The 24,334-nt window shown below is 61.3% G+C and carries 18 protein-coding genes; 9 read left to right on the plus strand and 9 right to left on the minus strand.

Going from position 1 to position 24,334, the window contains the following annotated elements; genetic code table 11:
- Nucleotides 1-48: 48 nt before the first annotated feature.
- Together BR41_RS08930 and aspA are read right to left on the minus strand one after the other, a co-directional pair.
- The gene (locus tag BR41_RS08930; protein ID WP_035055414.1) at nt 49-1,338 is read right to left on the minus strand and encodes a dicarboxylate/amino acid:cation symporter; all 1,290 of its coding nucleotides are present in this window, start codon (nt 1,336-1,338) and stop codon (nt 49-51) included.
- A gap of 182 nt (nt 1,339-1,520) precedes the next feature.
- Entirely contained in the window at nt 1,521-2,972 is a 1,452-nt protein-coding gene (gene aspA / locus BR41_RS08935) for an aspartate ammonia-lyase (protein WP_245615838.1), read from the minus strand.
- A 482-nt stretch (nt 2,973-3,454) separates the two neighbouring features.
- On the opposite strand from aspA, the gene BR41_RS08940 reads away from it, so the two are divergent.
- The 3 genes from BR41_RS08940 to BR41_RS08950 all read left to right on the plus strand — a co-directional run bounded on the left by BR41_RS08940 (nt 3,455) and on the right by BR41_RS08950 (nt 7,048).
- Entirely contained in the window at nt 3,455-4,396 is a 942-nt protein-coding gene (locus BR41_RS08940) for a LysR substrate-binding domain-containing protein (RefSeq protein WP_051710545.1), read from the plus strand.
- A gap of 79 nt (nt 4,397-4,475) precedes the next feature.
- Nucleotides 4,476-6,356 carry a methyl-accepting chemotaxis protein gene (locus tag BR41_RS08945; protein ID WP_035055417.1) on the plus strand — a complete coding sequence of 627 codons (1,881 nt, stop codon included), beginning with the start codon at nt 4,476-4,478 and terminating at the stop codon, nt 6,354-6,356.
- 32 nt (nt 6,357-6,388) lie between these two features.
- Nucleotides 6,389-7,048: a pseudouridine synthase gene (locus BR41_RS08950; protein WP_035055419.1), complete on the plus strand. Its 660-nt coding sequence runs from the start codon at nt 6,389-6,391 to the stop codon at nt 7,046-7,048.
- A gap of 294 nt (nt 7,049-7,342) precedes the next feature.
- Here BR41_RS08950 and BR41_RS24120 read toward each other — a convergent pair whose 3' ends face one another.
- On the minus strand, nt 7,343-7,495 hold the full coding sequence (locus BR41_RS24120; protein WP_156970627.1) for a hypothetical protein: 153 nt from the start codon (nt 7,493-7,495) through the stop codon (nt 7,343-7,345).
- Nucleotides 7,496-7,532: 37 nt separating this feature from the next.
- Nucleotides 7,533-8,918 carry an ATP-dependent RNA helicase DbpA gene (gene dbpA / locus BR41_RS08955; RefSeq protein WP_035055422.1) on the minus strand — a complete coding sequence of 462 codons (1,386 nt, stop codon included), beginning with the start codon at nt 8,916-8,918 and terminating at the stop codon, nt 7,533-7,535.
- Between the two features lie 236 nt (nt 8,919-9,154).
- On the opposite strand from dbpA, the gene BR41_RS08960 reads away from it, so the two are divergent.
- Nucleotides 9,155-9,655 carry a GyrI-like domain-containing protein gene (locus tag BR41_RS08960; RefSeq protein WP_051710546.1) on the plus strand — a complete coding sequence of 167 codons (501 nt, stop codon included), beginning with the start codon at nt 9,155-9,157 and terminating at the stop codon, nt 9,653-9,655.
- Between the two features lie 137 nt (nt 9,656-9,792).
- Nucleotides 9,793-11,157, plus strand: coding sequence for an MATE family efflux transporter (locus BR41_RS08965; RefSeq protein ID WP_035055425.1), 1,365 nt, complete (start codon nt 9,793-9,795; stop codon nt 11,155-11,157).
- 6 nt (nt 11,158-11,163) lie between these two features.
- On the opposite strand, the gene yjjJ is transcribed toward BR41_RS08965, so the two are convergent.
- Both yjjJ and ettA read right to left on the minus strand, forming a co-directional pair.
- The gene (gene yjjJ, locus BR41_RS08970; RefSeq protein WP_035055428.1) at nt 11,164-12,492 is read right to left on the minus strand and encodes a type II toxin-antitoxin system HipA family toxin YjjJ; all 1,329 of its coding nucleotides are present in this window, start codon (nt 12,490-12,492) and stop codon (nt 11,164-11,166) included.
- Nucleotides 12,493-12,668: 176 nt separating this feature from the next.
- Nucleotides 12,669-14,336 carry an energy-dependent translational throttle protein EttA gene (gene ettA, locus BR41_RS08975; protein ID WP_035055431.1) on the minus strand — a complete coding sequence of 556 codons (1,668 nt, stop codon included), beginning with the start codon at nt 14,334-14,336 and terminating at the stop codon, nt 12,669-12,671.
- A 132-nt stretch (nt 14,337-14,468) separates the two neighbouring features.
- Between ettA and fumC the strand changes: the two genes are divergently transcribed.
- Nucleotides 14,469-15,872, plus strand: coding sequence for a class II fumarate hydratase (fumC, locus tag BR41_RS08980; protein WP_035055434.1), 1,404 nt, complete (start codon nt 14,469-14,471; stop codon nt 15,870-15,872).
- Nucleotides 15,873-16,058: 186 nt separating this feature from the next.
- Here fumC and BR41_RS08985 read toward each other — a convergent pair whose 3' ends face one another.
- The 3 genes from BR41_RS08985 to BR41_RS22830 all read right to left on the minus strand — a co-directional run bounded on the left by BR41_RS08985 (nt 16,059) and on the right by BR41_RS22830 (nt 21,910).
- Nucleotides 16,059-17,381 (minus strand): MFS transporter, encoded by a 1,323-nt coding sequence (locus BR41_RS08985; RefSeq protein WP_035055437.1) that lies wholly within the window; start codon nt 17,379-17,381, stop codon nt 16,059-16,061.
- A gap of 405 nt (nt 17,382-17,786) precedes the next feature.
- Complete coding sequence (locus tag BR41_RS08990) at nt 17,787-18,521, minus strand: pseudouridine synthase (RefSeq protein ID WP_035055440.1); 735 nt, start codon at nt 18,519-18,521, stop codon at nt 17,787-17,789.
- Nucleotides 18,518-21,910, minus strand: a complete 3,393-nt coding sequence (locus BR41_RS22830; protein ID WP_051710548.1) for a DNA translocase FtsK — start codon at nt 21,908-21,910, stop codon at nt 18,518-18,520. Before BR41_RS22830 ends, BR41_RS08990 begins: the two co-directional genes overlap by 4 nt.
- 382 nt (nt 21,911-22,292) lie before the next feature.
- On the opposite strand from BR41_RS22830, the gene BR41_RS09000 reads away from it, so the two are divergent.
- The 3 genes from BR41_RS09000 (at nt 22,293) to BR41_RS09010 (ending at nt 24,285) form a co-directional block, all read left to right on the plus strand.
- A complete protein-coding gene (locus BR41_RS09000) occupies nt 22,293-23,120 on the plus strand; it encodes an alpha/beta hydrolase (protein ID WP_035055443.1) in 828 nt (275 codons plus the stop codon).
- A gap of 27 nt (nt 23,121-23,147) precedes the next feature.
- Nucleotides 23,148-23,549, plus strand: coding sequence for a peptide-methionine (R)-S-oxide reductase MsrB (gene msrB / locus BR41_RS09005; protein WP_035055608.1), 402 nt, complete (start codon nt 23,148-23,150; stop codon nt 23,547-23,549).
- Nucleotides 23,550-23,643: 94 nt separating this feature from the next.
- On the plus strand, nt 23,644-24,285 hold the full coding sequence (locus BR41_RS09010) for an SEN1982 family lipoprotein (RefSeq protein WP_156970629.1): 642 nt from the start codon (nt 23,644-23,646) through the stop codon (nt 24,283-24,285).
- The last annotated feature ends 49 nt before the right edge of the window (nt 24,286-24,334 follow it).

Below are 24,334 nucleotides of genomic sequence, written 5' to 3' on the forward strand. Positions count from 1 at the left end.
CTAACCCTCTCCCACAAGTGGGAGAGGGGACAAAATCATGAGTAGCCCTTACGCCTTCGCAGCAGCTAGGGGCACCCCCAACGGCGCAGCTTCCTCCGTCTCATCCGCGTGATCCGTCTGCCCTTCGATCTTCGCAATCACCGCTGTCGCCAAGCTATTGCCAATCACGTTGGTGGCAGTGCGGCCCATGTCGAAAATCTGGTCGATGCCGATGATCAGCAGCAAACCCGCTTCCGGCAGATGGAACATCGGCAGGCTGGCGGCCACGACCACCAGCGAAGCACGCGCAACGCCGGCCATGCCCTTGCTGGTGACCATCAGCACGAACAGCACCGTCAGCTGTTGGCTCCAGCTCATTTCGATGTGGTAAGCCTGCGCGATGAACATCACCGCGAATGCCTGATACATCATCGAGCCATCCAGATTGAAGGAATAACCCAGCGGCAGCACGAAGCTCGAAATGCGACGGGGCACGCCAAAGCGTTTCAGCGATTCGATGGTTTTCGGGTAGGCGGATTCGCTGCTGGCGGTGGAGAAGGCCAGCATCACCGGCTCGCGAATCAGCTTGCCCAGCTGGACGACCGAGCGGCCGAGGAACAGGTAGCCAACACCGAACAGGATCGCCCACAGCAAGGCCAGCCCGAGGTAGAACTCGCCGATCAGCTTGCCGTAGTCCGCCAGAATGCCCAGACCTTGCGTGGCAATCGCCGCGGCCATCGCAGCAAAGACGCCAATCGGGGCGAAGCGCATCACGTAGTCGGTGATGCGGAACATGATGCGGGACAGTTCGTCGATCATGCGGTCGAGGGTGGTGTGCCCTTGCGACTTGATGTACGACAGCGCGCCGCCGAAGAACAGCGAAAACACCAGGATCTGGAGGATTTCGTTGTTCGCCATCGCCTCGGTAATGCTCTTGGGGAACACGTGGGTGATGAAGGTTTTGAGGTTCAGATCGCCGGTCTTGAGCGCGCTGACCGCCGTGGCATCCGGCAGGGCCAGATGCATCTGTGCGCCGGGCTGGAAGAGGTTCGCCAGGGTCATGCCCAGCAGCAGCGAGACCGTTGCCGCACAGACAAACCACAGCATGGCCTTGAGGCCAATGCGGCCAACCGCGCCAGAGCCGCTCATGCTGGCAATGCCGGACACCAGCGTGGCGAACACCAGCGGCGCGATGATCATCTTGATCATGCGCAGGAAGATATCCGTGACCATGCCGAAGTAAGCGGCGATGTCTTTGGCTGCTTGCGCATCCTTGGCATAGGCATGGCATAGATAACCGACCACGATGCCAAGCACCATGGCGATACCGATTTGACTCGTCAGTTTTCGGGTATTCATTTTTTGCTCATCTCAGATTGATTCGAGGAGGGTTGGCCGGCTTGGTGTCGGTTCTTGGTGTGTTGAGCGGGCCAAATGTGTAGCCCGGACGGCTTGGCCGGCCGGGGTGTTGTGCAAAGAGACCCCGGCCACCAAAGGTGTCCGGGCTACATGTTGGCTCAAGGGAGAGGGCGCTATGGCCCCTACTGCACCAACGCCCCGGTAATCGGATAACGCGGCGCAGTCAGTGCCTCCGGCCGCAGCAGCTCATCCAGCACCTCGCGCGAAACCAGCCCGCGTTCCAGCACGATGTCGTACACGCGGCGGCCGCTATCCAGCGCTTCGCGGGCGACGTCGGTGGCGTGGTGGTAGCCGATGTAAGGATTGAGCGCAGTCACCAGTACGATTGAGCGATCCAGATGCTCACGCAGGCGGTCCGGGTTGGCAGTGATGCCGCGCACGCATTTTTCTTCCAGCGTGCGGCAGGCTTGGGCGAGGTGGTTCACGCTGTTGAACATCGAATGCGCGATGATCGGCTCGAAGGCATTGAGCTGCAGCTGGCCCCCTTCGGCCGCCATGGTGATGGTCAGATCGTTGCCGATGACTTCGAAGGCGATCTGGTTGACCAGCTCCGGGATCACCGGGTTGACCTTGCCCGGCATGATGCTCGACCCGGCTTGTACCGGCGGCAGGTTGATCTCGCCAAAGCCGGCACACGGGCCGCTCGATAGCAGGCGCAAGTCGTTGCATACCTTGGAGAGCTTGACCGCGATGCGCTTGAGCACGCCGGAGAGCTGCACGAAGGCGCCGCAATCCTGCGTGGCTTCGATCAGATTCGGGGCGGTGACGAAAGGCTGGCGGGTGATGGTCGCCAGATGCTTGCAGACAGCGGCGGCGTATTCCGGCTGAGTGTTGATGCCGGTGCCGATGGCAGTCGCGCCGAGGTTGATCTCGCGGATCAGCGGCATGGCTTCGCACAGGCGCAGGATGTCTTCACGGATCATCACGGCGTAGGTCTGGAACTCTTGGCCCAAGGTCATCGGCACCGCGTCTTGCAGCTGGGTGCGGCCGACTTTGAGCAGGCCGCTGAATTCGTTGGCCTTGACTTCAAACGCGCTGGCCAGGCTTTGCATGCGTTCCAGCAGTACGGCGATGCCGCGCAGCGTCGCCAGCTTCAAGGCCGTCGGGTAGACGTCGTTGGTCGATTGGCTCAGGTTGACGTGCTCATTGGGGTGCAGGTGCGCATAGTCGCCCTTGGCATGGCCCATGATTTCCAGCGCCCGGTTGCTGATCACCTCGTTGGCATTCATGTTGGTGGAGGTGCCCGCGCCGCCCTGGATCAGGCTGATGGGGAACTGGTCGTGCAGGAGGCCGGCGCGCAGGTCGTCACAGGCGGCACAGATCGCCACGCAATGCACCTCGTCCAGAATGCCCAGCTCGTGATTGGCCCGCGCGGCGGCTTGCTTGATATCGGCCAGCGCGACGACCAGATCGGGGTAGTGCGAAACCGGCTGGCCGGTGAGCGGGAAGTTCTCCAGCGCGCGGACGGTGTGGACGCCGTAGTAAGCGGCAGCGGGGACTTGCTTATCCCCCAAAAGGTCGTGCTCCAGTCGGAAACCCTGTTCACTCAGGGTCGCGTTCATGGCCTTGTTCATTTTTATCGCTCCTCGTTGCATCGATATGTGCAAGACGAGCTCATTCTATTTACGGCCGTTCGTGACCATGATGCGGATGCGAACTGGTGTTATGCGGTTTTGGAATGGGCTAGAAATGGGCGCTGGCGGCGTGTGTGGGCTGGGTTGGGAACGCGAGCGACAGTCGGTTGAAAAAATATGCGGAGTGTATTTATTGGAATGCGCTTTGGGTTTTTACCTCCCCCTTTGTGAAGGGGGATGGAGGGGGATTTCGACGCCATTGCAACTTGAGACGCCGCAGAAATCCCCCCGCTGGCCCCTATACCTGAACGAATCGAAGATTCGCACGGCACAAAAAGGGGGGGACGCTGGTGAGCGTTGAACGTGTGCGGGCAATTGCATAGGGAAATCCAAGCTGTTTGTCATATGTGCTTTGGATGGAAAATCCGCATTCGCAAGATTCGCAATTCCCCTTTGATCCGTTTCCCCATCATCGAAACCCTATGCAGCTCAAATGGATTGGTGATCTTCTGGCTTTGGCCGATACCCGTAGTTTTTCGCGGGCGGCCGAGGTGCGCCATATCACGCAGTCGGCGTTATCCCGCCGCATTCAGTCGCTGGAATATTGGGTGGGCGCGGAGCTGGTGCACCGCGGTACTTATCCGCTGGAGCTGACCGCTGCCGGCCAGCAATTCTGCGAGCAGGGGCGGGAGGCGCTGGCCCTGCTGCTGAACGTGCGATCCGATATCCGGCGCGATGCCAAGATGCTGGGGCGGGCCATTCAGGTCACGGCCGGGCATTCGCTTTCGATGACGTTCTTGCCCAAATGGCTGAAGCAGACCCAGCCCCGGCACGATCATTTCAACGTGCGGGTGGTGGCGGCCAATGTGCACGATGCGGTGCTGGCCCTGGCCGATGGCGCGTGCGATTTGATGTTCGGCTATCACCATCCCGGCGCGCCCATCCTGCTTGATCCGGCCAAGTTCGCCAGCGTCACGCTCGGGCATGAGTTGTTCATTCCCGTCTCCGCACCGGATGCGCGCGGCAAGCCGCTGTTTGCCTTGCCCGGCACAGCTGCCGCGCCGGTGCCTTACCTCGCGTATACAGCGACGACCTTCCTTGCCCGCATCGTTGACGTGATCCTCAAGCAAGCCGTCACGCCGCATGTGCTGGAGCGGTGCTATGAAGCAGATATGGCGCTGCTGCTGATGAAAATGGCGAAAGAAGGCTACGGCGTGGCGTGGCTGCCGGAGGGCGTGGTTGCGGATGAATTGGCCGCCCGTACGCTCGTGCGGGCCGGTGGGCCGGAATGGACCGCCGAGCTGGAAATCCGCGCCTATCGCGCCGTGCAGAGCGCCAATCCCACCCTGCGGGAACTGTGGCTGTCGCTGCTGGAAGAACACCAGGGCGGCGAGCATCCGGCGGGTGGAGTGGTGGACAAGTAATGCATCACCTCAACGCCTTGCCTTACCCATTGCGAGCAGGTGGGGCAGCGGCAGACCAATCAGACAAGAGAACGTACCCATGACCCTCAAACACCGCCTGCTTCTTTTTGTGACTGCGCTGGTCGCGGCCGTTGTGGTCGTGTTGTCGGCGACCGCCTATTGGTCGATGCACGCCGAGATTCTGGCCGGGGCCAGCAACGAAATCGCTGTGGCGGTGCGCGGTAATGTCGAAGCGCTGTCCCGTTGGGTGGCGCAGCGGCGGGATGCCATCACCGCCGCATCGACCAAAGTCAGCGGCGCGGCTGATCCGGTGCCGTTTCTGGATGCCGGCCGCATTGCCGGGCGCTTCGACCAAACCTTTGTCGGTTATGCGGACAAACGCATGATCTATCACCTGCCGACGAAGCACGCGCCGGCCGATTACGATCCGACTTCGCGGCCTTGGTACAAGAAAGCGAACGGCAGCACCACAGCCGTGGTGTCTGCGCCGTATATCTTTGCTTCCACCAAGAAGCTGGGGCTGACCTTTGCCAGCCCGGTGGTTGAGAACGGCCAGACAGTCGGTGTGGTGGGCGGCGATATATCGCTCGAAGAAATGACCGCCCTGGTGCAAGGCATCAAGCTGCGCGGCGCGGGGTATGCCTTTCTGACCACGCGGGACGGCAAGGTGATCGCGCATCCCGCGCCGGAATCCACCCTCAAGCCGATTGGCGAAGTCATGCCCGGCCTGACGGAAAACCAGCTGCAGGAATTCTTGACCAAGGGTTCACAAACCGAAATCCGCCTCGACGGCCATGATAAATACCTGACCATCACCGAAGTACCGGGCACGGATTGGCTGCTTGGCTTCGTCACCGACAAGACCGAGGTGCTGGCCCCGCTGGATACGCTGCTGATCAAGCTGGCCGTCGCGTGTTTGGGCGTTGCGGTCATCGCCATCCTGATCGCCAACTTCGCGCTGACCCAGCTGTTGTCTGGCTTGCTCAAGCTGCGTGACGCGCTGTTGGAAATCGCTGAAGGGGATGCCGATCTCACCCGCACCATCACCGTATCGCGTCGGGACGAAATCGGCCTGGCGGCCGAGGCTTTTAACCGCTTCGTCGCCACCTTGCGCACCATTTTCGCCAAGGTGCGTGATGACGCAGTCGGGCTCTCCAAAGGTGTGCATGAACTACACGATGCGACGCAGCGCGTATCGAAGGAATCCGCCCGCCAAGCGCAGATGTCGAGCGAAAACGCCGCCACCATCGAGGAAATGACCGTCAGCATCAATCACATCGCCGCGAACGCGCACGATGCGGAGGCGGTCGCCGCGCAGACGGGCGATACCTCGCAGCAATCGTCGCGTTCCGTAGCCGCGCTGGCCGATGAAATCAGTTCCGTTTTGCAGGACGTGGAACACCTCGCCACCACCGTGGCATCGCACGGCGATCGGTTGTCCGAAATCAATTCGATCGTCGCGGTCATCAAGGAAATCGCCGATCAAACCAACTTGCTGGCATTGAATGCCGCCATCGAAGCCGCCCGCGCCGGCGAGCAGGGGCGCGGTTTCGCCGTGGTGGCCGACGAGGTGCGCAAGCTGGCTGAGCGTGCCGGCAAGGCGACGGTGGAAATTACCCAGCTCAGCTCCGGCACCGAGCATGAAATCCAGGCGGTGCTGTCCGGCATGGAAAAAACACGCAGCTCGGTGAAATCCAGCGTGGCGCGCTCTACGCAGGCGGCTGAGGAAATTGCGGGGATTCAGGCGCGGATGGCGCAGGTGGTCAACAGCATTCGCGACATCGCTGCCGCCACGCACGAGCAATCGGTGGCGGCCAACGAGATGGCGAAGTTTGCCGAATCGGCCAATCAGGTGGCCAACGAAACGGATGCCGCTGTGCAACAGGCTTCCGGCACGGTGGCGCAACTCAATACAGTGGCGAGCGGTTTAAGTGAGATCATGCGGCGGTTTCAGGTGTAACCGTTTTAGTTGTAACAAAACCACGCAGATCGATGACCATTCACGTTTACCAACCTCCCAGCCATACCGCGCTTGCGCCGATCTTTGTCGATGACCATCTGGTGGTGCTCGACAAACCCGCCGGCCTGCTCGCCGTGCCGGGGCGCGGCGAGGACAAGCAGGATTGCCTCTCCAGCCGTATCCAGCTGGATTACCCGGATGCATTGATCGTGCATCGGCTGGATATGGCGACCTCCGGCCTCGTCGTCTTTGCGCGGGGCGAGGCGGCGCAACGGGCGCTCGGGATTGCTTTTATCGAGCGGCGGGTGGACAAGCGCTATGTGGCGGTGGTCGCCGGCCAATTGCCGGTCGAGGGCGAGATCGATCTGCCGCTGATGGCCGATTGGCCCAACCGGCCGCTACAAAAAGTCGATGCCGAACACGGCAAACTGTCCCTCACGCGCTATCGGTGCCTGGCGTACGACGTCGCCAGCGACACCAGCCGCGTCGAGCTGGAGCCGATCACCGGCCGCACGCATCAATTGCGCGTGCATCTCATGGCGATTGGTCATCCGATCGTTGGGGATGGCTTGTATGCCGGGCCGGTCTGGGCGGCGCGGGCAGATCGGCTGCTGCTGCATGCCGGGATGCTGGCGCTGCCGCATCCAGTGACGGGGGAGCGGATGGTATTTGAGGCGGCGGTGCCGTTTTGAGCGCACGTCACACGTAGCCCGGACGGCTTTGCCGGCCGGGGCTGTTTTGCGAAAGGACACCCTGGCCGGCAAAGCCGTCCGGGCTACGGAACAAGTCCCTACACCCGATTGATCCCGTTGTTGCGGCCGTTTGAGCTGAGACTGACTGCCGCGAGCGTGCAAAACGGGTTTTGCGCTAGCGCTTCAACGGGGCAGGACGGTCGGTGGGCTGACCGGCTGCCTTGGCCCACAAATAGCGATGAACCGCGTCAGCCTCGTAACCCACGTTGGTTTTACCGGCTTCGCACTCGGAGGTCAGTGCATCCTGATCACGCTTGCGGACTGTTCTGCTCTCTGTACCTGCGCTTCCAGCGCGTCGACCATCCAGGCTTGGGGTGTTTGCCCGGCAGCTTGAGCAAGCTGGGTGATGCGGGCTTTCAGGTCTGCTGACAATTTGAGCGTGGTCACTGGCAGTTTGTCGGTGTGTTTTGGAAATTCAGCTGGCCTAATCCACCCAGCGCATCTTGAACGTCCGCCCCTTGATGGCGCTGCGGCTCAGGCGTTTGAATGCCGCATCGGCCACGCTGCGTTCGATGGCCACAAAGCACTGCGTATCGAACACGCTGATCTTGCCGACCTGATTGCCGGCCAAGCCGCCATCGCCGGTCAGTGCGCCGAGCAAATCGCCGGGGCGCAGTTTGTCTTTCTTGCCGCCGGCGATATTGAGTGTGCGCATGGTCGGGGTGAGTGGGGCCGGGTCGGTGTCTTGCAGTTCGGCGCGGTCGAACCAGCTGACCGGGCCGTTCTGATATTCCTCGATCAGCTTTACCCACTTCTTGTCTTGCGGCGCAGCCAGGCTCACCGCCAAGCCCTTGTCGTGACCGCGACCAGTACGGCCAATGCGGTGGATGTGGATTTCGGTATCGCGGGATACATCGGCGTTGATCACCATATCCAGCGTCTGGATATCCAGTCCGCGCGCGGCAACGTCGGTGGCGACCAGCACGGTGATGCTCTGGTTGGCGAACATCACCAGCGTTTCGTCGCGGTCGCGCTGATCCAGCTCACCATACAGCGCCCGGGCGGCGAAACCTTGTTCGCGCAGGGCGGCGACCAGTTCGCGGCAATGGATCTTGGTGTTGCAGAAGGTAAGCGCGGAGGACGGGCGGAAGTGGCGCAGCAACTCGGCCACCACTTGATTGCGTTCTTCATGCGGCACTTCGTAGAAGCGCTGCTCGATCCGGCTGGCTTGATGCTGGCTTTCCACCTTGATTTCCAGCGGCTGGCGCAGGAAGGGCGAGGCGATTTTGCGGATGGCATCCGGATAAGTGGCGGAGAACAACATCGTCTGCCGCCGCGACGGGCAGGCGCGCACGATGCGGGTAATGTCATCCACGAAGCCCATGTCCACCATGCGGTCGGCTTCATCCAGCACGAGGGTGCTGATACCGGCGAGATTGAGCGTTTCGCGGAACAGGTGATCCTGAATCCGCCCTGGCGTGCCGACGACGATGTGTGCGCCGTGCTCCAGCGAGGCGATCTGCGGCCCCATGCGCGTGCCGCCGCACAGGCTGACGATCTTCACGTTTTCCAGATGCCGCGCCAGTTTGCGCAGCTCGCCCGCGACTTGATCGGCCAGTTCGCGCGTCGGGCACAGCACTAGCCCTTGCACGCCGAAGTAACGCGGGTTGAGCTTCTGCAGCAGGCCGATGCCGAAGGTGGCCGTCTTGCCGCTGCCGGTCTTGGCCTGCGCGATCAGATCGCGGCCCTCCAGCACGGCGGGCAGGCCAGCGGCCTGAATGGCGGTCATCTGTTGATAACCGAGGCTGGCAAGATTGGCGAGAAACGGAGCCGGCAGCGCCAGCGAGGAAAAAGCGGCGGATTGGGTCATGGTGCGCGGCCGGAATTGAATGGTTTCGGAGTCTAGCAGTGAGGCGGGGCGGGGGCTATGGAAATGCCGTGTCGGGGCGTTTGGGCGGCTGGTTTTTTGATGTGTTGATTGCTTGGTGGGGTGTGTTTCGTAGGGCGGGTTAATAACCCGCCGCGCAAGGTTTGCCCCGTTCCATTTTGCTGTCTTGTAACTTTCCTGGTGGTATCTTCAAACTTTTGTCGGCCAGGAGCAAAACCATGCAAGTCCGTATCGACCAATATCACGGCGCAACCATCCGGGGCATCAATGTGGCCACTTCTCTGCGGGACGGCCGCAATCTCCGCGAGATTGACGCGGCGTGGCAGCGAGTCAGTGCTGGGCATCTGCTGGCTGGGGTGCCGGGGCGTGGCAGCGACTTTCACCCTTTCCTGGGGGTGATATCAGGGTTCGATCACGCCACCACCGATTTCAATTATCTGATTGGCGTGCCGGTGACGGCAGCGAGTGAGAGTGCGGAAGGCTTTACTACGGTGACCGTGCCGGCTGGCCAATATGCGGTGCTGACGACTGATCCGGCGGCTGAAGAGGCTGATTTCATCCGCGCTATTCAACAGGGCTGGCAATACCTGATGCATGACTGGTTTCCGGCTTCGGGCTATCAACATGCTGGCACGCCGGATTTCGAGCTGTATGACGAACGTGGCGAGCCGGGTTTGCCGAACCGTACGATGGAAATCTGGATGCCGGTGAAGCGATAGGGGCGCATTTTGTAGGATGGCTATCGCGAGCCCCACCCATCCTACGGTTCATGGCATTTAATCAGCACAACGGCATATCCAAAACGGTTTGAATCGCACAAAATGGCGGTTTTCCGCGTACCGAAGCGATTTTTCTGATGTCTGCACCCACCAAGCCACTCCGGCTTTCCCTGTTCCAGTTGGCCTTGCCGATCTTTTTTGAACAGCTGCTGCACATGCTGGTCGGCATGGTCGACGTGTTCATGGTCAGCCATGTGGGCGACGCGGCGGTGGCAGGGCTCGCTGCCGCCAACCAGATCGTCTCGCTATGCATCATGGTGTTCGGTTTCGTCGGCATCGGCGGCAGCGTAGTGCTGACGCATCATCTCGGCGCTGGCGACAAGGCCGGCGCGGCGCAGACGGCTCGCTCTACTATCGCGGTCAATGCCTGGATCGGCTTGGCGATCAGCCTGTTGGTGGCACTGGCGGCCGGGCCGCTGTTGCGTGCCATGCAGTTGTCCGAGCATTTGCGCGTCTACGCTTGGCCGTTTTTGACCATTCTGGGCAGCACGCTGTTTCTGGAGGCGATCAACCTGTCGATCTCGGCGGTCTTGCGCGCGCATGGCTATACGCGAGCGGCGATGTGGGTGAGTCTGGCGCAGAACCTCGTCAACGCGGCTGGCAATGCGGTGCTGCTGTTCGGGTGGTTCGGCTTGCCGGCGCTCGGCGTGGTTGGGGTGGCGTGGTCGACGGTATTCAGCCGCGTGCTTGCCTTGGTCGCGTTGCTGTTCTTGTTATCGCGCGCACTGCACTTGCGGCTGGTACTGCGCGATCTATTCGTGATTCCGCGTGATGTATTGCGGCGCATCCTGCATATCGGCCTGCCCGCCGCGGGCGAGAAAGTCAGCTGGTATCTTGCCTTCATGACCATCACCGCGCTGTCTGCCCGCATGGGCGACGCCGTGCTCGCCACCCAGTCCTACACCATGCAATTGGTGCATATCGTGGTGCTGGCGAGCGTATCGATCGGCCTTGCCACCGAGATCATGATCGGCCATCTGGTCGGCCGTGGTGATTTCGATGCCGCCTATACGCAAGTCCTGCGCAGTTTGAAAATCGGCTGGATGATCGCTGTGGGCGTAGCGGCGGTCGTTGCCTTGCTCGCCCCGTGGCTGCTGGGCTGCTTCACCAAGGACGCCGCGATCATCGCCACTGGCACGCTGCTGATGCGGATCGGCATTGTGCTGGAGCCTGGGCGTGTCGCCAATCTGGTCGCCATCAACGCCTTGCGCGCCACTGGCGATGCCCGCTATCCGGCAATGATCGGCGTGATCTCGATGTGGGGCGTGCTGGTAGGCGGCAGCTGGCTGCTGGGAACCGTGCTCGGTTTGGGCTTGGTCGGCGTGTGGCTGGCGATGTTGTGTGACGAATGGCTGCGCGGGGTGTTGATGTATCGCCGCTGGCAGCGCCGGGCGTGGCTGCCGCATGCGCAGGCGACGCATGCGAAGTTGGCGGTGGCTTGAGGTGGGTTACAAGCGTGTAGCCAGTTGCGCTAGTCGGGCTTGCCATTGTCCCGCGATTGTTCTGAAGCCGTCATCGATGCGGGTATCGGCTCCGACTTGCCGCCAGTAGTTTTGTGCATGCGGCAGCACTTCCGCCCACACGTCCAGATTGGGTGGCGTGGCGAGCGCCAATTCGGGTAGCGCCTCCGGCAGATGTCCGCTGGCGCGTGGCGCGTAGTGCATGGGCAACATGTCGTAGGCCGGGGCGATGGTGAGCGGCAGATTGCCATCATGCAAAAAGGATAAATTGCCATGGTGCATATCGCTGTTACCGATCAGCACGCCAAAGGCATGGAGCCGCTGTGCAATCGCGTCGGACTCGGGCGTGATGATGCGCTGCGCGGCGAGGCTGCCTGTCAGTTGCGGCCAGTTGTCGCCGGCCCGTCCGATGAAGCCGTGATCGAGCGCGGCCAATGACACCACGCCGCGCCGACCATATAGGCCGATGCGGTCAAACCGTTGCAGTTGCAGAAAGGTCTGGCGCTCGCTCTGCAGTAGCTCGCTTTGGCTGGCTGGCAAATCGGCAGCCGCCAGCGTTTGCAGTGCGAGATGTTCGGCCACCAGCAAGCTGGCCCAGCGCTGGCTGGCAGCGTTGATATCCGGCGCGCTGAACTTGACCAGAACCGCTTGTGGGCCGTGCTCAGTCGAGATCGTTGCAGTGAATTTGGGTTGCTCGCCGCCAGCGGATGAGCCAACGGCCTCACCGGCCAAGGCCAGTCTGGACAGCTCCGCGAAGGTGGTGATGCGTGCATCTGTTGGGATTGCATGGGGTTCTGGCCGGGCCAGCAACCGACTGGCAGCCGTGTCGCCCAGCAACAGATTACCGACGCTATCTTCGCCGGCTTGGGCCAGCGCCAGCAGAACCGCGCTGTCACCCCAAGCATTGAGATCCGCTGGCAAGTTCAGCGCGGCGGCATGGCTGTGCGCAAAGGCGCGCCCAAGAAAGCCTTGTGGGCGCATGTCTTGCAACCACCACGGCAAACCGTCGTGATGACTGCTGTTGCCGTCGGCCTCGATTACGACGCAACCGTCGCGCCACACCGGATAGAGCGTGCCCCATTGCACCAGCCGCCCATTGGCGTCCACGCGATGCAGCGTAAATCCGAATTGCCCGGCCACCTGCCGGCGACGGGCATAGCTGGATTGCCGTGCCTTGCCGAAACGCAGCAAGCCATCACCCAGCGCGGCGACGCGGCGGGAGAGCGTGGGCTGGCTGATGCCAAGCTGCTCGCACAGCGTGCGCGCTGGTAGCGGGCCATCGTTCAGTAGGGCAAGTAGCGGGTCGTTGCTGGGCATCGAGATGAACTTGAATGGATACTGAATGGATTATGAATCGATTTATTTTTGTTTGTTATGAATTTTTGTTTTTATAAAACAAGTTGTTGATGGTTTTTATTCTTGATTTTACGCAGAAAAATGAATGAATAAAAAACGGGAAGGCGTGAAGCCTTCCCGTCGTTGCTTGCCTAGCCTTACCGCGTAATCGGCTTATACCGAATCCGCTTCGGCTTCGCGCCTTCTTCACCCAGACGCTTGCGCTTATCGGCTTCGTATTCCTGATAGTTGCCGTCGAAGAATGTCCATTGGCTGTCGCCTTCCGCCGCGAGGATGTGCGTGGCAATCCGGTCGAGGAACCAGCGATCGTGGCTGATCACGAAAACGGTGCCGGCGAATTCCAGCAGGGCGTCTTCCAGTGCGCGCAGGGTTTCCACGTCCAGATCGTTGGACGGTTCATCCAGCATCAGTACGTTGCCGCCCTTGAGCAGCGTTTTGGCCAGATGCAGACGGCCGCGCTCACCGCCGGAGAGCGAGCCGATCTTCTTCTGCTGATCGCCACCCTTGAAGTTGAAGCGGCCCAGATAGGCGCGGCTGCTCATTTCGAATTTGCCGACCGTGATCAGGTCGTGACCGCCGGAGACATCGTCGAACACGGTCTTGTCGTCTTCCAGCCCTTCGCGGCTTTGTTCGACAAAGGCCATTTGCACGGTGGAGCCGATCTCGATTTCGCCCGAATCCGGCTGTTCTTTGCCGGCGATCATCTTGAAAAAGGTCGATTTACCCGCGCCGTTCGGGCCGATGATGCCGACGATGGCACCGGCCGGGGCAGCAAACGAAAAGTTGTCCATTAGCAGGCGGTCGCCAAAGGCTTTGGAGACATTCTTGAACTCGATCACCTTGTCGCCGAGGCGTTCAGCAACCGGGATGAAGATTTCCTGCGTTTCGTTGCGCTTCTGGTGTTCGAACGAGCTGAGTTCCTCGAAGCGGGCGATCCGCGCCTTGGATTTTGCCTGACGCGCCTTCGGGTTCTGCCGCACCCATTCCAGTTCTTTGTGCAGCGCTTTCTGGCGGGCCGATTCTTGCGATTCTTCCAGCTTCAGGCGGGCTTCTTTTTGCTCCAGCCAGCTCGAATAATTGCCCTTCCAGGGGATGCCATGACCGCGGTCGAGTTCCAGAATCCACTCGGCTGCGTTGTCGAGGAAGTAGCGATCGTGAGTGACGGCGACCACGGTGCCAGGGAAGCGCACCAGGAACTGCTCCAGCCATTCGACTGATTCTGCATCCAGGTGGTTGGTCGGCTCGTCCAGCAGCAGCATGTCCGGCTTGGAGAGCAGCAGCTTGCACAGCGCGACGCGGCGTTTTTCACCGCCGGAGAGGTTGCCGATGATGGCATCCCACGGCGGCAGGCGCAGCGCGTCGGCGGCCAGTTCCATCTGTAGCTCGGTGTTGTCGCCAGCACCGGTGGAGATGATGGCCTCCAGTTGCGCTTGTTCCTCGGCGAGCTTGTCGAAATCGGCATCCGGATCGGCGTAGGCGGCGTAGACCTCTTCGAGGCGCTTCTGCGCGGCCATCACTTCGCCCATGCCGCTTTCCACTTCCTCGCGCACGGTGGCTTCGCTGTTGAGCTTCGGCTCTTGTTCCAGATAGCCGATCTTTACGCCGGCCAGGTGTTGCACCTCGCCGTCGAATTCCTTATCCGCGCCGGCCATGATGCGCAGCACGGTGGATTTACCCGCGCCGTTCAGGCCCAGAAGGCCGATCTTTGCGCCGGGGAAGAAGGAGAGGGAGATATCCTTGATGATCTGCCGCTTGGGCGGCACGATCTTGCTCACACGGAGCATCGACATTACGTATTGGGCCATGACCTGAAACCGTCGGGTGAAAGATGGCGGGATTTTAACAGGGCGGGCACTGGTCAGCCTGCTTGTTCGATTCGTCTCTTGTGCGGGGCGAGTCCGGGCTAGCTTGAAACCATTCTTGAAAGGAGCCACAGCATGACCGCATTCCGTTCCGAAACCGATTCGATGGGCGCGATCGATGTCCCCGCCGACCGTTACTGGGGGGCGCAGACGCAGCGCTCCACCATCAACTTCCCCATCGGGGTGAGCCGCTTTCGCTGGCAGCGGCCGGTGATCCGCGCATTGGGGGTGCTGAAACGGGCTGCCGCCGAGGCCAATGCAGAACTGGGCGAGTTGCCAGCCGACGTGGCCAAGCTGATCGTGCAGGCGGCGGATGAGGTGATTGCCGGCAAGCTGGATGAGCACTTCCCGCTGGTGGTGTTCCAGACCGGCTCCGGTACGCAGTCGAACATGAACGCCAACGAAGTGATCTCCAACCGCGCCATCGAAATCGCCGGTGGCGAGCTGGGCAGCAAGAAGCCGGTGCATCCGAATGACCATGTGAACCGCGGCCAGAGCTCCAACGACACCTTCCCGACCGCTATGCACATTGCTGTGGTCGAGCAGATCTATGCCAAATTGCTGCCGGCAGTGACAACGTTGGGCGATACGCTGGCGACCAAAGCGGCTGATTACGAGTTCGTGGTCAAAACCGGCCGTACTCACTTGCAAGATGCCACGCCGATTACGCTCGGCCAGGAAATCGGCGCATGGGTGGCGCAGATCGATTTTGGTTTGACCGCAGTCAAGGCCGCGTTGCCGGGTTTGCTGGAGTTGGCGATTGGCGGCACGGCGGTCGGCACCGGCCTCAACGCCCATCCCCAATTTGGTGCGCGCGCCGCACATTACATCGCGCAGCAGACCGGCCAGCCCTTTGTGGATGCGCCGAACAAGTTCTTTGCGCTATCAGCGCATGATGCGCTGGTGCAAACCTCCGCCGCCTTGCGCACGCTTTCCGGCGGTCTGATGAAGATGGCGAACGACGTGCGCTGGCTCGCCTCCGGCCCGCGTTGCGGCATTGGCGAACTCAATATTCCGGAAAACGAACCGGGTTCATCGATCATGCCGGGCAAGGTCAACCCGACCCAATGCGAGGCGATGACGATGGTCTGCGCTCAAGTATTCGGCAACGACGCCACGGTGGCGTTTGCCGGTAGCCAGGGCAATTTCCAGCTCAATGTGTACAAACCGGTGATGGTGCATAACGTGCTGGAAAGCATCGAGCTGATCGCCGATGCCTGCCTCGCCTTCAACGACCACTGCGCGCTCGGTATCGAACCGAACCTGCCGAAGATCGAAGAAAACCTGAGCAAGAACCTGATGCTGGTGACGGCGCTGAATCGCCACATCGGTTACGACAAGGCAGGGGCCATTGCCAAAAAGGCGCACAAGGAAGGGCTGACGCTGAAGGAGTCCGCGCTGGCGCTCGGCTATGTGAGCGAGGAGGAGTATGCACGGTGGATTGTGCCGATCGAGATGACGCGGCCGAGTGAGGGGTAGATCGGGGTGAAAACATTGTAGGAGCGAGCTTGCTCGCGATTGCATCGATTGAATCCAGCGTGGTCATCGCGAGCAAGCTCGCTCCTACATGATGTATTTCTGCAAGAATCGTAGCCCGTTCAAGGGGATACGGCACAAACAACAACGCCCGGCATGAACCGGGCGTTGTTGTTTTAGAGCGAAGACTCAGGCCGCTCCATTGGCCAATTTACTGCCCGTGCCAAGAGCCTTGCGCCCCGCCTGCGCCGTAAACGCCAGCAACAACCCCAACACTGACAGCGCCGCCACGTAATGCGACGGAGCCTGCAGATCCTTGGTCAGCCACCAGGACAGCACCACCGGCGTGAGGCCACCAAAGATGGCGTAGGCGACGTTGTAGGAGAACGACAGGCCGGAGAAGCGCACGGCAGCCGGGAAGGCGCGCACGGCCACGAATGGCACTGTGGCGATGGCGCCGACGAAGAAACCGGTAACAGTGTAATTGCGCAGCAACACTTCGGTATCTGGCAGCGACATATAGAAGTAATAGCTGGAGGCGAGCAGGCCGAGGTAGCCGACGATCATCGTCACCCGCGCGCCGAAGCGGTCGCTGGCCCAGCCGAAGAACACGCAACCGAAGGTCAGCGCCAGCGTCGCGAAGGCATTCGCTTCGGAGGCCAGGATCGGCGTGATGTGATGCACCTTCTGCAGATAGGTTGGGGTGAACAGGATCACGACCACGATGGCGGCGGAGAGCACCCAGGTCAGCAACATCGACACGCCAACCGCGCCGATATGCTGTTGCAGGATCGGCTTGAGCGGCAGGCCTTGCGCCAGTTCCTGGCGAGCGTGCAGTTCCTTGAAGATCGGTGTTTCTTCGAGAAAGCGACGCAGGTAAACCGCGAAGAAGCCGAACACACCGCCGAGGATGAACGGGATGCGCCATGCGTCACCCAGCACTTCGGCTGGGGTGTAGTGCTTGTTGATCGCTACGGCGACCAGCGAGCCAAGCAGGATGCCGGCGGTCAGGCCTGCAGTCAGTGTGCCGACGGCCATGCCGGTGCGGCTGGCGGGTACGTGCTCGGTGACGAAGACCCAGGCGCCCGGTACTTCGCCGCCGATGGCTGCGCCTTGCAGGATGCGGAACAGCAGCAGCAGCAGCGGTGCGGCAATGCCGATGCTGGCGTAGGTGGGTAGCAGGCCGATGGCGAGGGTCGGTACTGCCATCAGGAAGATCGACAGCGTGAACATGCGCTTGCGGCCGAGCTTGTCGCCGAAGTGGGCAATGATGATGCCACCGAGCGGACGGGCGAGGTAACCGGCGGCGAAGATGCCGAAGGTTTGCAGCTGCGCCAGCCAATCCGGCATGGTGGCCGGGAAGAACAGCTTGCCGATCACAGCGGCGAAGAACACGTAGATCACGAAGTCATAGAACTCCAGCGCGCCACCGAGGGCGGATAGCGAGAGCGTCTTGTAATCGTTGCGATTGAGCGGCCGGTGCAGTTCGGCTTCAGTGAGTGCGGTTGTCATGGTTGTTTTGATCGCGTGCGCAGAGTCGATAGGGACAGCGGGTCTTACTACTTGTTTTCCACGGGCGGGGGGTGACGCCTGCTGGCTGCAGTTGTTCGTGGCGCTCGGTGGGATGGGGAGCGGGGATCGGGCGAGGCGGGGTAGGGCCTCGCCGGGAACAGCCGGCATGCACAGCCAGCGGGCATTCTATGCCGGTTTGGGTGGTTTTGGTGCGTGGCGATGGCGTGCTGCTTTCACTGATGCGGGTGTTGGGGCCAGCCATCTTGTAGGGTGGGTTAGCCCAAAAGGGCGTAACCCACGCAGTACCGTGGCAGATGGGCCGGCATGGTGCCGGTTCAACGTCGCTCCGCATGGGTTACGCCCCAGCTGAGCGAAGCAAGCTTCGCACGCTGGGGCTAACCCATCCTACAGGGCGGCTTGCCAGCCCAGCGCATCCAGCACGCTTTGCATGTCCTCCGCCAGCGGGCAACTCAGATCCAGCGCTTCGCCACTCACCGGATGCGTCAGCTGCATCCCCGTACAAGCCAGCAGCAGTCGCGCCACGCCGAATTGCGCCGCGAACATGCGGTTGTGCGGGCCTTTGCCATAGGTGGCATCGCCGATGATCGGGTGGGAGAGATGCTTCAAATGCCGGCGCAGCTGATGACGGCGGCCGGTGATTGGCGATAGCGCGGCCAGTGAGTAACGCGTGGTCGGGTAGCGGTCGTTCGGTAGTGGCAACTCGGCGCTGGCGAGTCGCCGGAAATCGGTGATCGCATCCTGCACTACCGGGTCGCCCATCGTGAGCACGTGGCCGTAATCATCGGCTTGGCGCGTCAACGGGTGGTCGATGCGGCCTTCCTCGGGTAGCCAGCCGCGCACGATGGCGAGATAGTTCTTGCCGACCTGCTTGTTCTCGAAGGCGGTCGAGACGGCTCGGCCGGTGTCCTGATCCAGCGCGAACAGCAGAATGCCGGATGTGCCTTTGTCCAGACGATGTACCGGGTAGACGCGTCGGCCCACCTGATCGCGCACGATCTGCATGGCGAAGCGAGTCTCGTGGCGGTCGATCATCGAGCGGTGCACCAGCAGGCCGGATGGCTTGTGCACGGCGATCAGCCATTCATCCTGATAGACGACAGGTAGTGTCTCTCGGCTCATGGCTCACCGGCCGGTGCGAGGATATTGCGGTTGCCGTTGCTTTCCATTGCGCTGACGAGGCCGGCCGCTTCCATGCAGTCGATCAGGCGGGCGGCGCGGTTGTAGCCGATGCGCAACTGGCGCTGGACGGACGAGATCGATGCGCGCCGGCTTTGCAGCACGAAGGCGACGGCTTCGTCGTACAGCGGGTCGGCTTCGGCGTCCGCATTGGCGGCCGGGCCGGTGGCGGCGCTTTCGGCATCGAAGCCCGCATTCAGCACGCCATCCACATAGTCCGGTTCGCCGAATTGCTTCAGATACTCGACGATGCCATGCACCTCGTCATCGGCCACGAATGCGCCGTGCACGCGTTGCGGGTAGCCGGTGCCGGGTGGCAGATACAGCATGTCGCCCTGGCCCAGCAGCGCCTCCGCACCCATTTGATCGAGGATGGTGCGGCTATCGACTTTCGACGAGACCTGGAAGGCTATCCGTGTCGGGATATTGGCCTTGATCAAGCCGGTGATCACATCCACTGATGGCCGTTGCGTGGCAAGGATCAAGTGAATGCCGGCGGCACGGGCTTTTTGTGCCAAGCGCGCGATTAACTCTTCGATCTTCTTGCCCGCCACCATCATCAGATCAGCGAACTCATCCACTACCACCACGATGAAGGGCAGGTGTTCCAATGGCTCGGGATTGTCCGGTGTGAGCGTGAACGGGTTGGTGAGCTTGCGTCCGCTGTCGGCGGCCTCGCGCAGCTTCTGGTTGTAGCCAGCCAAGTTCCGCACGCCGAGTGCGCTCATCAGCCGGTAGCGCTTTTCCATTTCCGCCACGCACCAGTTGAGCGCATTGGCGGCAAGCTTCATGTCGGTGACGACTGGGGCCAGCAGATGCGGAATGCCATCGTAGACGGACAGCTCCAGCATCTTCGGGTCGACCATGATGAAGCGCACGTCTTCTGGTGTGGCCTTGTATAGCAGTGACAGGATCATCGCGTTCACGCCGACGGATTTGCCGGAGCCGGTCGTCCCCGCCACCAGCATATGCGGCGCCTTGGCGAGGTCGGTAACGATGGGTTTGCCGGTGATGTCCTTGCCCAGCGCCATGGTGAGCTTGGAGGCGGTCTGGGTGAATTCGTCCGCCGCCAGGATTTCCGAGAGGCGGATCATCTGGCGAGTCGGGTTCGGCAGCTCCATGCCCATGCAGGTCTTGCCGGGAATCGTTTCGACTACGCGAATCGACGCCAGCCCCAGTGCACGGGCTAGGTCTTTCATCAGATTCACGATCTGCGCGCCGCGCACGCCGACGGCTGGTTCGATCTCGTACCGCGTGATCACCGGGCCGGCATAGGCGTCGATCACACGCACTTTCACCCGGAATTCGCTCAGCCGCTCCTCGATGAGGATGCCTCGCTCGATCAGTTCCTCTTCCGACTGCGATGCCACGGCCATGTCGGGGGCGTGCAGCAGTGACAGCGGCGGCAGGATGGTGTCGTCGTAGTGGCGCGGCTCGGGGGGCGGTGCGGCAGGGGGCTGGAGTGCTGCTGGTTCCTGCAGAACGAGGGCGGGTGCGTGGGCTGGCTCACCCAGCTCGCCGTGAGGGGCAAATCGTTGCTGTGCTGCCGCTAATGCCAAGCCCAACGCAGTTGTTGGCTCGCTAAGCGGGACGACTCTGACTGGAACAGGTTGAACCGCTGGCGCTTCGATTCGCACTGGTACTGGCGCTGGTGCTGGCGGTACTGGCGGGGCTGCGTACGGCGGGGCAATGACCGCTTCTAGCGCGGGCGAGGGGCTCGATGGCGTGAACTCAATCTCGGCCAGCGCCGTGGTTTGCCACGGCGCCAGGGATGGGGCGATTTCTGATACTTCAGCCGGTGTGATTAGTGCACTTGGCTCGTTGATGGGCAGAACATCCAGTGGCAGGCTTGGCGCAACGGATGCTGGCCGTACCGGCGGTGGTGTAGGAACGACCTGCGCGATGGGCGGCTGCGATATGGTGTAGGTCGTCGGGTATGTCGGGGACGCTACTGGCGACGGTTGCGTCGGCAAGACGAGGGCTTGTGCTTCGGGCACGTTCGTCGCAACAGGTTCGGCGGCGACAACCGGCGTGGGCACGATTGGCTGGATGACCGTGGTGCCAGGTACCAACAGATCCGCTTGCGCGATGCGAGGCTCGATGGCGAGCGGTGTAGTGAGCACTTCAGCCAACGATTCAGTCGGTAGGGCGGCCGGCATTAAGGGGGCCGGTGCAGGGATTGGCGTTTCGGTGACGGTCGGCGTCGCCGCTTTCGCTTCCGGCACTTGGGCAACGACCGGTCTTGGCACTGGCTTCATGGCTGCCGGTTTCAGCATCGGGCTGGCCGGCTTGCTCACCACGGGGCTGGTTTTGGCCACTGGCGTTGCGACCCGTTCGCCATGAATCTCACGCAAGCGGGCGCGGATTTCGGCGGTGTCGATCATCGGCAGCTCGGCCGCCGGGGGCGGCACTGGGGCCGAGCCGCGACGCGGTGCGCGATAGGCTTGGTTCAGGTTCGCCAATACCTGCGGCAACTCGATCACCGGCAGTTCGCGTTCTTGCTGGCGTGGCGTGTTGGGTATTTTCCGTTTCTGGATTTCCACTAAAGGCGGCGTTGGCTTGGTCGGCTCTGTGGCTAGGGGCGTAACGATCTGGGGTTCGTGGCGGTCGTGGGCCTGAGCGTGGGTTTCTGGTGCATTCACCGCGGGAGCTGGTGTCTCTACCGATTTGGCCGCAGTGCGGCGGCGTTTGAGGCGCGCGACTGCTGTGTTGACTGAGGCCAGTACTTTGTCGATTGGCGTCGCGATGGCTTCAGCCGGCACTTGCAAATCCATGTCTTCATGTTCGGGCACTGCCGGGCCACGATTGCGTGGGGGCGTGTAATACGGCGTATCGCGCAGCTCTCGCCACCAGGTCGAGATACGGGCAGCACCGAGCGCGTTGAATAGCGTGCCCCAAGTCCGTTGCGTCCACAGTGGCAGGCCGATCCCCACTGCAAGCAGGACCACGGCTACGGCAAGCAGCGGCTTGCCGGCATGCAGTCCGATGCTGCCCAGTAACCACTTGCCGAGCAGCGGCGTGCCATCTGCACCCGCCAGGTAATCCGCCAATACAAAGCCGAGGAACAACAAGCTCACGCCCGCAAGCCGCTTTGGTTCAGCAATGGGCAGAGCCGGTCGCAATGTCTTGTGGGTGCGCCAGCAGGCCTTGGCAAATGGCAGCAACAACATCCAGGCCGGATGCCCGAGCAGGAGATTGAGCGGGCCGCTTGGCAGCATCAGGAGCGCAACAACAATGGTCGCAAACAGCCAGGCCAAGGTGATGATGAAGCGATGGGGCGCGCGATCCGGGTCGGATGGCTCGGTATGCAGGGGCGAGGGAGCTTCGGTCATTTTGTAACGCTGGTGGCGCCGCGATGCAGCGCTGGTGAGGAAGGGCGGTGGCCCCTGAATCGGGTTGGTCTGGGTGGTGCGACCAAGGGCGGAATTTTAGCATACGCGAATGACTCCCCCGCGGGGTCTTCTGTGCGGGTGGTCACGGGTTGATTTGCCTTTGTTGCGATGCAGCAGTGGATCATTCCGGCGAATTCCTTCACCATCTTGAAGAACAATGCAAGGATGTATGGTGCAAGTCGCCAACGGGCGTTGAAATCAGGCAGTTCACCGAGGATTTGAGTTTGTCGCGCATCAAAGTGATTCAAAGCCAGTCCACCGAAATGGTGTTGACGGCTGTTTGGGATGTTGTGCCGTTGGGATGTTCCTTGGGGGCATGGCGATGAGCGGCGTGTTGGAAGTCCTGCACCATCCGCCGACGGGTGTGGCGCGCAACGCAGCACCGCCACTGCTGTTTGTGCACGGCGCATATACCGGAGCTTGGTGTTGGGATGCCCATTTCCTGCCCTGGTTTGCCGAACGCGGCTTTGATGCGCATGCGGTCAGTTTGCGCGGGCATGCCGGGAGCTGGGGCCGGGATCGGCTCGATCATTTCGGCATTCATGATTTCGTGGCCGATGTCGCTGAGGTTGCCGCTGGATTGGCCGCGCCACCCGTGATCATCGGTCATTCGTTCGGTGGTTTCGTCGCGCAGACGCTGGCACGGCAACAATCCTTGCCTGCCATGGCTTTGCTGGGCAGCGTGCCGCCCTATGGCCTGAGCGGTTCCTTGGCGCATATGGGTTGGAGTACACCGCATCTGTTGTGGGCGCTTGGCCGGCATCAGTTCAGCGAGCACCCGCTGGCGATGCGCTTGCCCGAGCCGGATCTGGCGCTGATGCGTGAGCTGCTGTTTTCCAATGCCCTGGATAGCGACGTGATTCGCGATTTCGCCGCGCGCACGCAACCCGAGTCCTTGCGGGCACTGGGCGAGTTGTTGTTACCGCAGCCGTGGCGATTGTGGAAAGAGCCACAGTTGCCTTGCCTGGTGGTCGGTGTTGATAACGATCGCATCATTTCGGCAGGTGATGTCTGGCTGACGGCCCGCGCGTGGCATACCACGCCGCGCTTTTTCGCCGAAACCGGCCATGCATTGATGATCGATCAAGGGTGGGAACGGATCGCCACCTGCGTGGCCGAATGGCTGGATGCGACCTTTCCGGCCGCGTGATCACCAATCAATTCAAGGGGAAACATGATGAGCGACAAGATCGTCAAATCCGATGCCGAATGGCGCAAGCAACTGACCCCCGAGCAATATCGGGTCACGCGGCAGGCCGGCACCGAGCGGCCTTTTTCCGGCGAGCATTACTATCACAATGATGCGGGTGAATACCGCTGCGTGTGTTGTGATTCCCTGCTGTTTCACTCCACGACCAAATTCGATGCCGGTTGTGGCTGGCCGAGTTTTTGGGAAGAAGCGGCCGACGGCGCGATTGTCCGCTTGCGGGATGACAGCCATGGCATGGTGCGAATCGAGGTGCGTTGCGCCCACTGCGATGCGCATCTCGGGCATGTATTCCCTGATGGGCCGGAACCCACTGGTGAGCGTTATTGCATCAATTCTGTTGCGCTTTCGTTCGATCCGGAAAAGCGTTGAGTAATTTCACTGGAATTTGTGGTACTTTTTTCTTCTGAAATCATTATTCGGCCCGTTGTCGGTCAAGAGATAAAACCTAATCAGGGGTAAGCGAATGAAACAGCACCATCCATTGGCATCCAAGTCCATATCTGGATCGATATGTGGATTGTTATGCGCCGTGGCCGCCGTCGGCCTGGTCGCGTGCGGAAAAACCGATGAGACCAAGCAGGTTGCGGTCGATCAGCATGAATTGGTTGATGCAGTGAATGGCGATTTGCATACCGCAGAGAAAAATTGTGTTGCCATGCCGGTGCATTTTGACGAGCCGGTGGCCAAGGATTACGCGAAGTTGCAAGAGCCGAATGGCGCGCAGCTGGATGCCTTGGTCAAGGTTGGCCTGATCAAGACGTCGCCAGCGGATGGCGGCAATGTGACCTTCTCCCTGACCGATGTCGGCAAGGAAAGCTATGCCGGCTTGGCGGCGGCGGCGATGCCGGGTTTTTGCGGCGGCAATGTCGAAGTGGATAAGATCACGGAAGACAAAGTGCTGGAAGAACGCAGCAATTACCGGCGTCACCAGGTTTCTTATCAGTACAAATTCAATACGCCGGCTGCGTGGCAGACCGATGCTGCCGTGAAAGCTGCATTCCCGAAGTTCGCCGAGTTTGTCGATCAAGCGGGCAAGCAAGCGCTACAGACCCAATTGTTGAATCGGGGGCAGGGCTGGAATGTGATCGACGCCAATGGTCGTTGATTGGCGGACTGCGCTGCAATCCAACTGACGAGCTACTGATGAGCAAAAT

The organism is Andreprevotia chitinilytica DSM 18519, from assembly GCF_000711875.1.
GTDB lineage: Bacteria > Pseudomonadota > Gammaproteobacteria > Burkholderiales > Chitinibacteraceae > Andreprevotia > Andreprevotia chitinilytica.

What these genes read in the sequence shown, in the direction of transcription:
- BR41_RS09010 (WP_156970629.1), top strand. Translation starts at nt 23,644, where the DNA reads ATGAAACAGCACCATCCATTGGCATCCAAGTCCATATCTGGATCGATA.
- BR41_RS08940 (WP_051710545.1), top strand. Translation starts at nt 3,455, where the DNA reads ATGCAGCTCAAATGGATTGGTGATCTTCTGGCTTTGGCCGATACCCGT.
- BR41_RS08930 (WP_035055414.1), bottom strand. Translation starts at nt 1,338, where the DNA reads ATGAATACCCGAAAACTGACGAGTCAAATCGGTATCGCCATGGTGCTT.
- BR41_RS08990 (WP_035055440.1), bottom strand. Translation starts at nt 18,521, where the DNA reads ATGAGCCGAGAGACACTACCTGTCGTCTATCAGGATGAATGGCTGATC.
- BR41_RS09000 (WP_035055443.1), top strand. Translation starts at nt 22,293, where the DNA reads ATGAGCGGCGTGTTGGAAGTCCTGCACCATCCGCCGACGGGTGTGGCG.
- yjjJ (WP_035055428.1), bottom strand. Translation starts at nt 12,492, where the DNA reads ATGCCCAGCAACGACCCGCTACTTGCCCTACTGAACGATGGCCCGCTA.
- aspA (WP_245615838.1), bottom strand. Translation starts at nt 2,972, where the DNA reads ATGAACAAGGCCATGAACGCGACCCTGAGTGAACAGGGTTTCCGACTG.
- dbpA (WP_035055422.1), bottom strand. Translation starts at nt 8,918, where the DNA reads ATGACCCAATCCGCCGCTTTTTCCTCGCTGGCGCTGCCGGCTCCGTTT.
- BR41_RS08945 (WP_035055417.1), top strand. Translation starts at nt 4,476, where the DNA reads ATGACCCTCAAACACCGCCTGCTTCTTTTTGTGACTGCGCTGGTCGCG.
- BR41_RS22830 (WP_051710548.1), bottom strand. Translation starts at nt 21,910, where the DNA reads ATGACCGAAGCTCCCTCGCCCCTGCATACCGAGCCATCCGACCCGGAT.
- msrB (WP_035055608.1), top strand. Translation starts at nt 23,148, where the DNA reads ATGAGCGACAAGATCGTCAAATCCGATGCCGAATGGCGCAAGCAACTG.
- BR41_RS08950 (WP_035055419.1), top strand. Translation starts at nt 6,389, where the DNA reads ATGACCATTCACGTTTACCAACCTCCCAGCCATACCGCGCTTGCGCCG.
- BR41_RS08985 (WP_035055437.1), bottom strand. Translation starts at nt 17,381, where the DNA reads ATGACAACCGCACTCACTGAAGCCGAACTGCACCGGCCGCTCAATCGC.
- ettA (WP_035055431.1), bottom strand. Translation starts at nt 14,336, where the DNA reads ATGGCCCAATACGTAATGTCGATGCTCCGTGTGAGCAAGATCGTGCCG.
- BR41_RS08960 (WP_051710546.1), top strand. Translation starts at nt 9,155, where the DNA reads ATGCAAGTCCGTATCGACCAATATCACGGCGCAACCATCCGGGGCATC.
- BR41_RS08965 (WP_035055425.1), top strand. Translation starts at nt 9,793, where the DNA reads ATGTCTGCACCCACCAAGCCACTCCGGCTTTCCCTGTTCCAGTTGGCC.
- fumC (WP_035055434.1), top strand. Translation starts at nt 14,469, where the DNA reads ATGACCGCATTCCGTTCCGAAACCGATTCGATGGGCGCGATCGATGTC.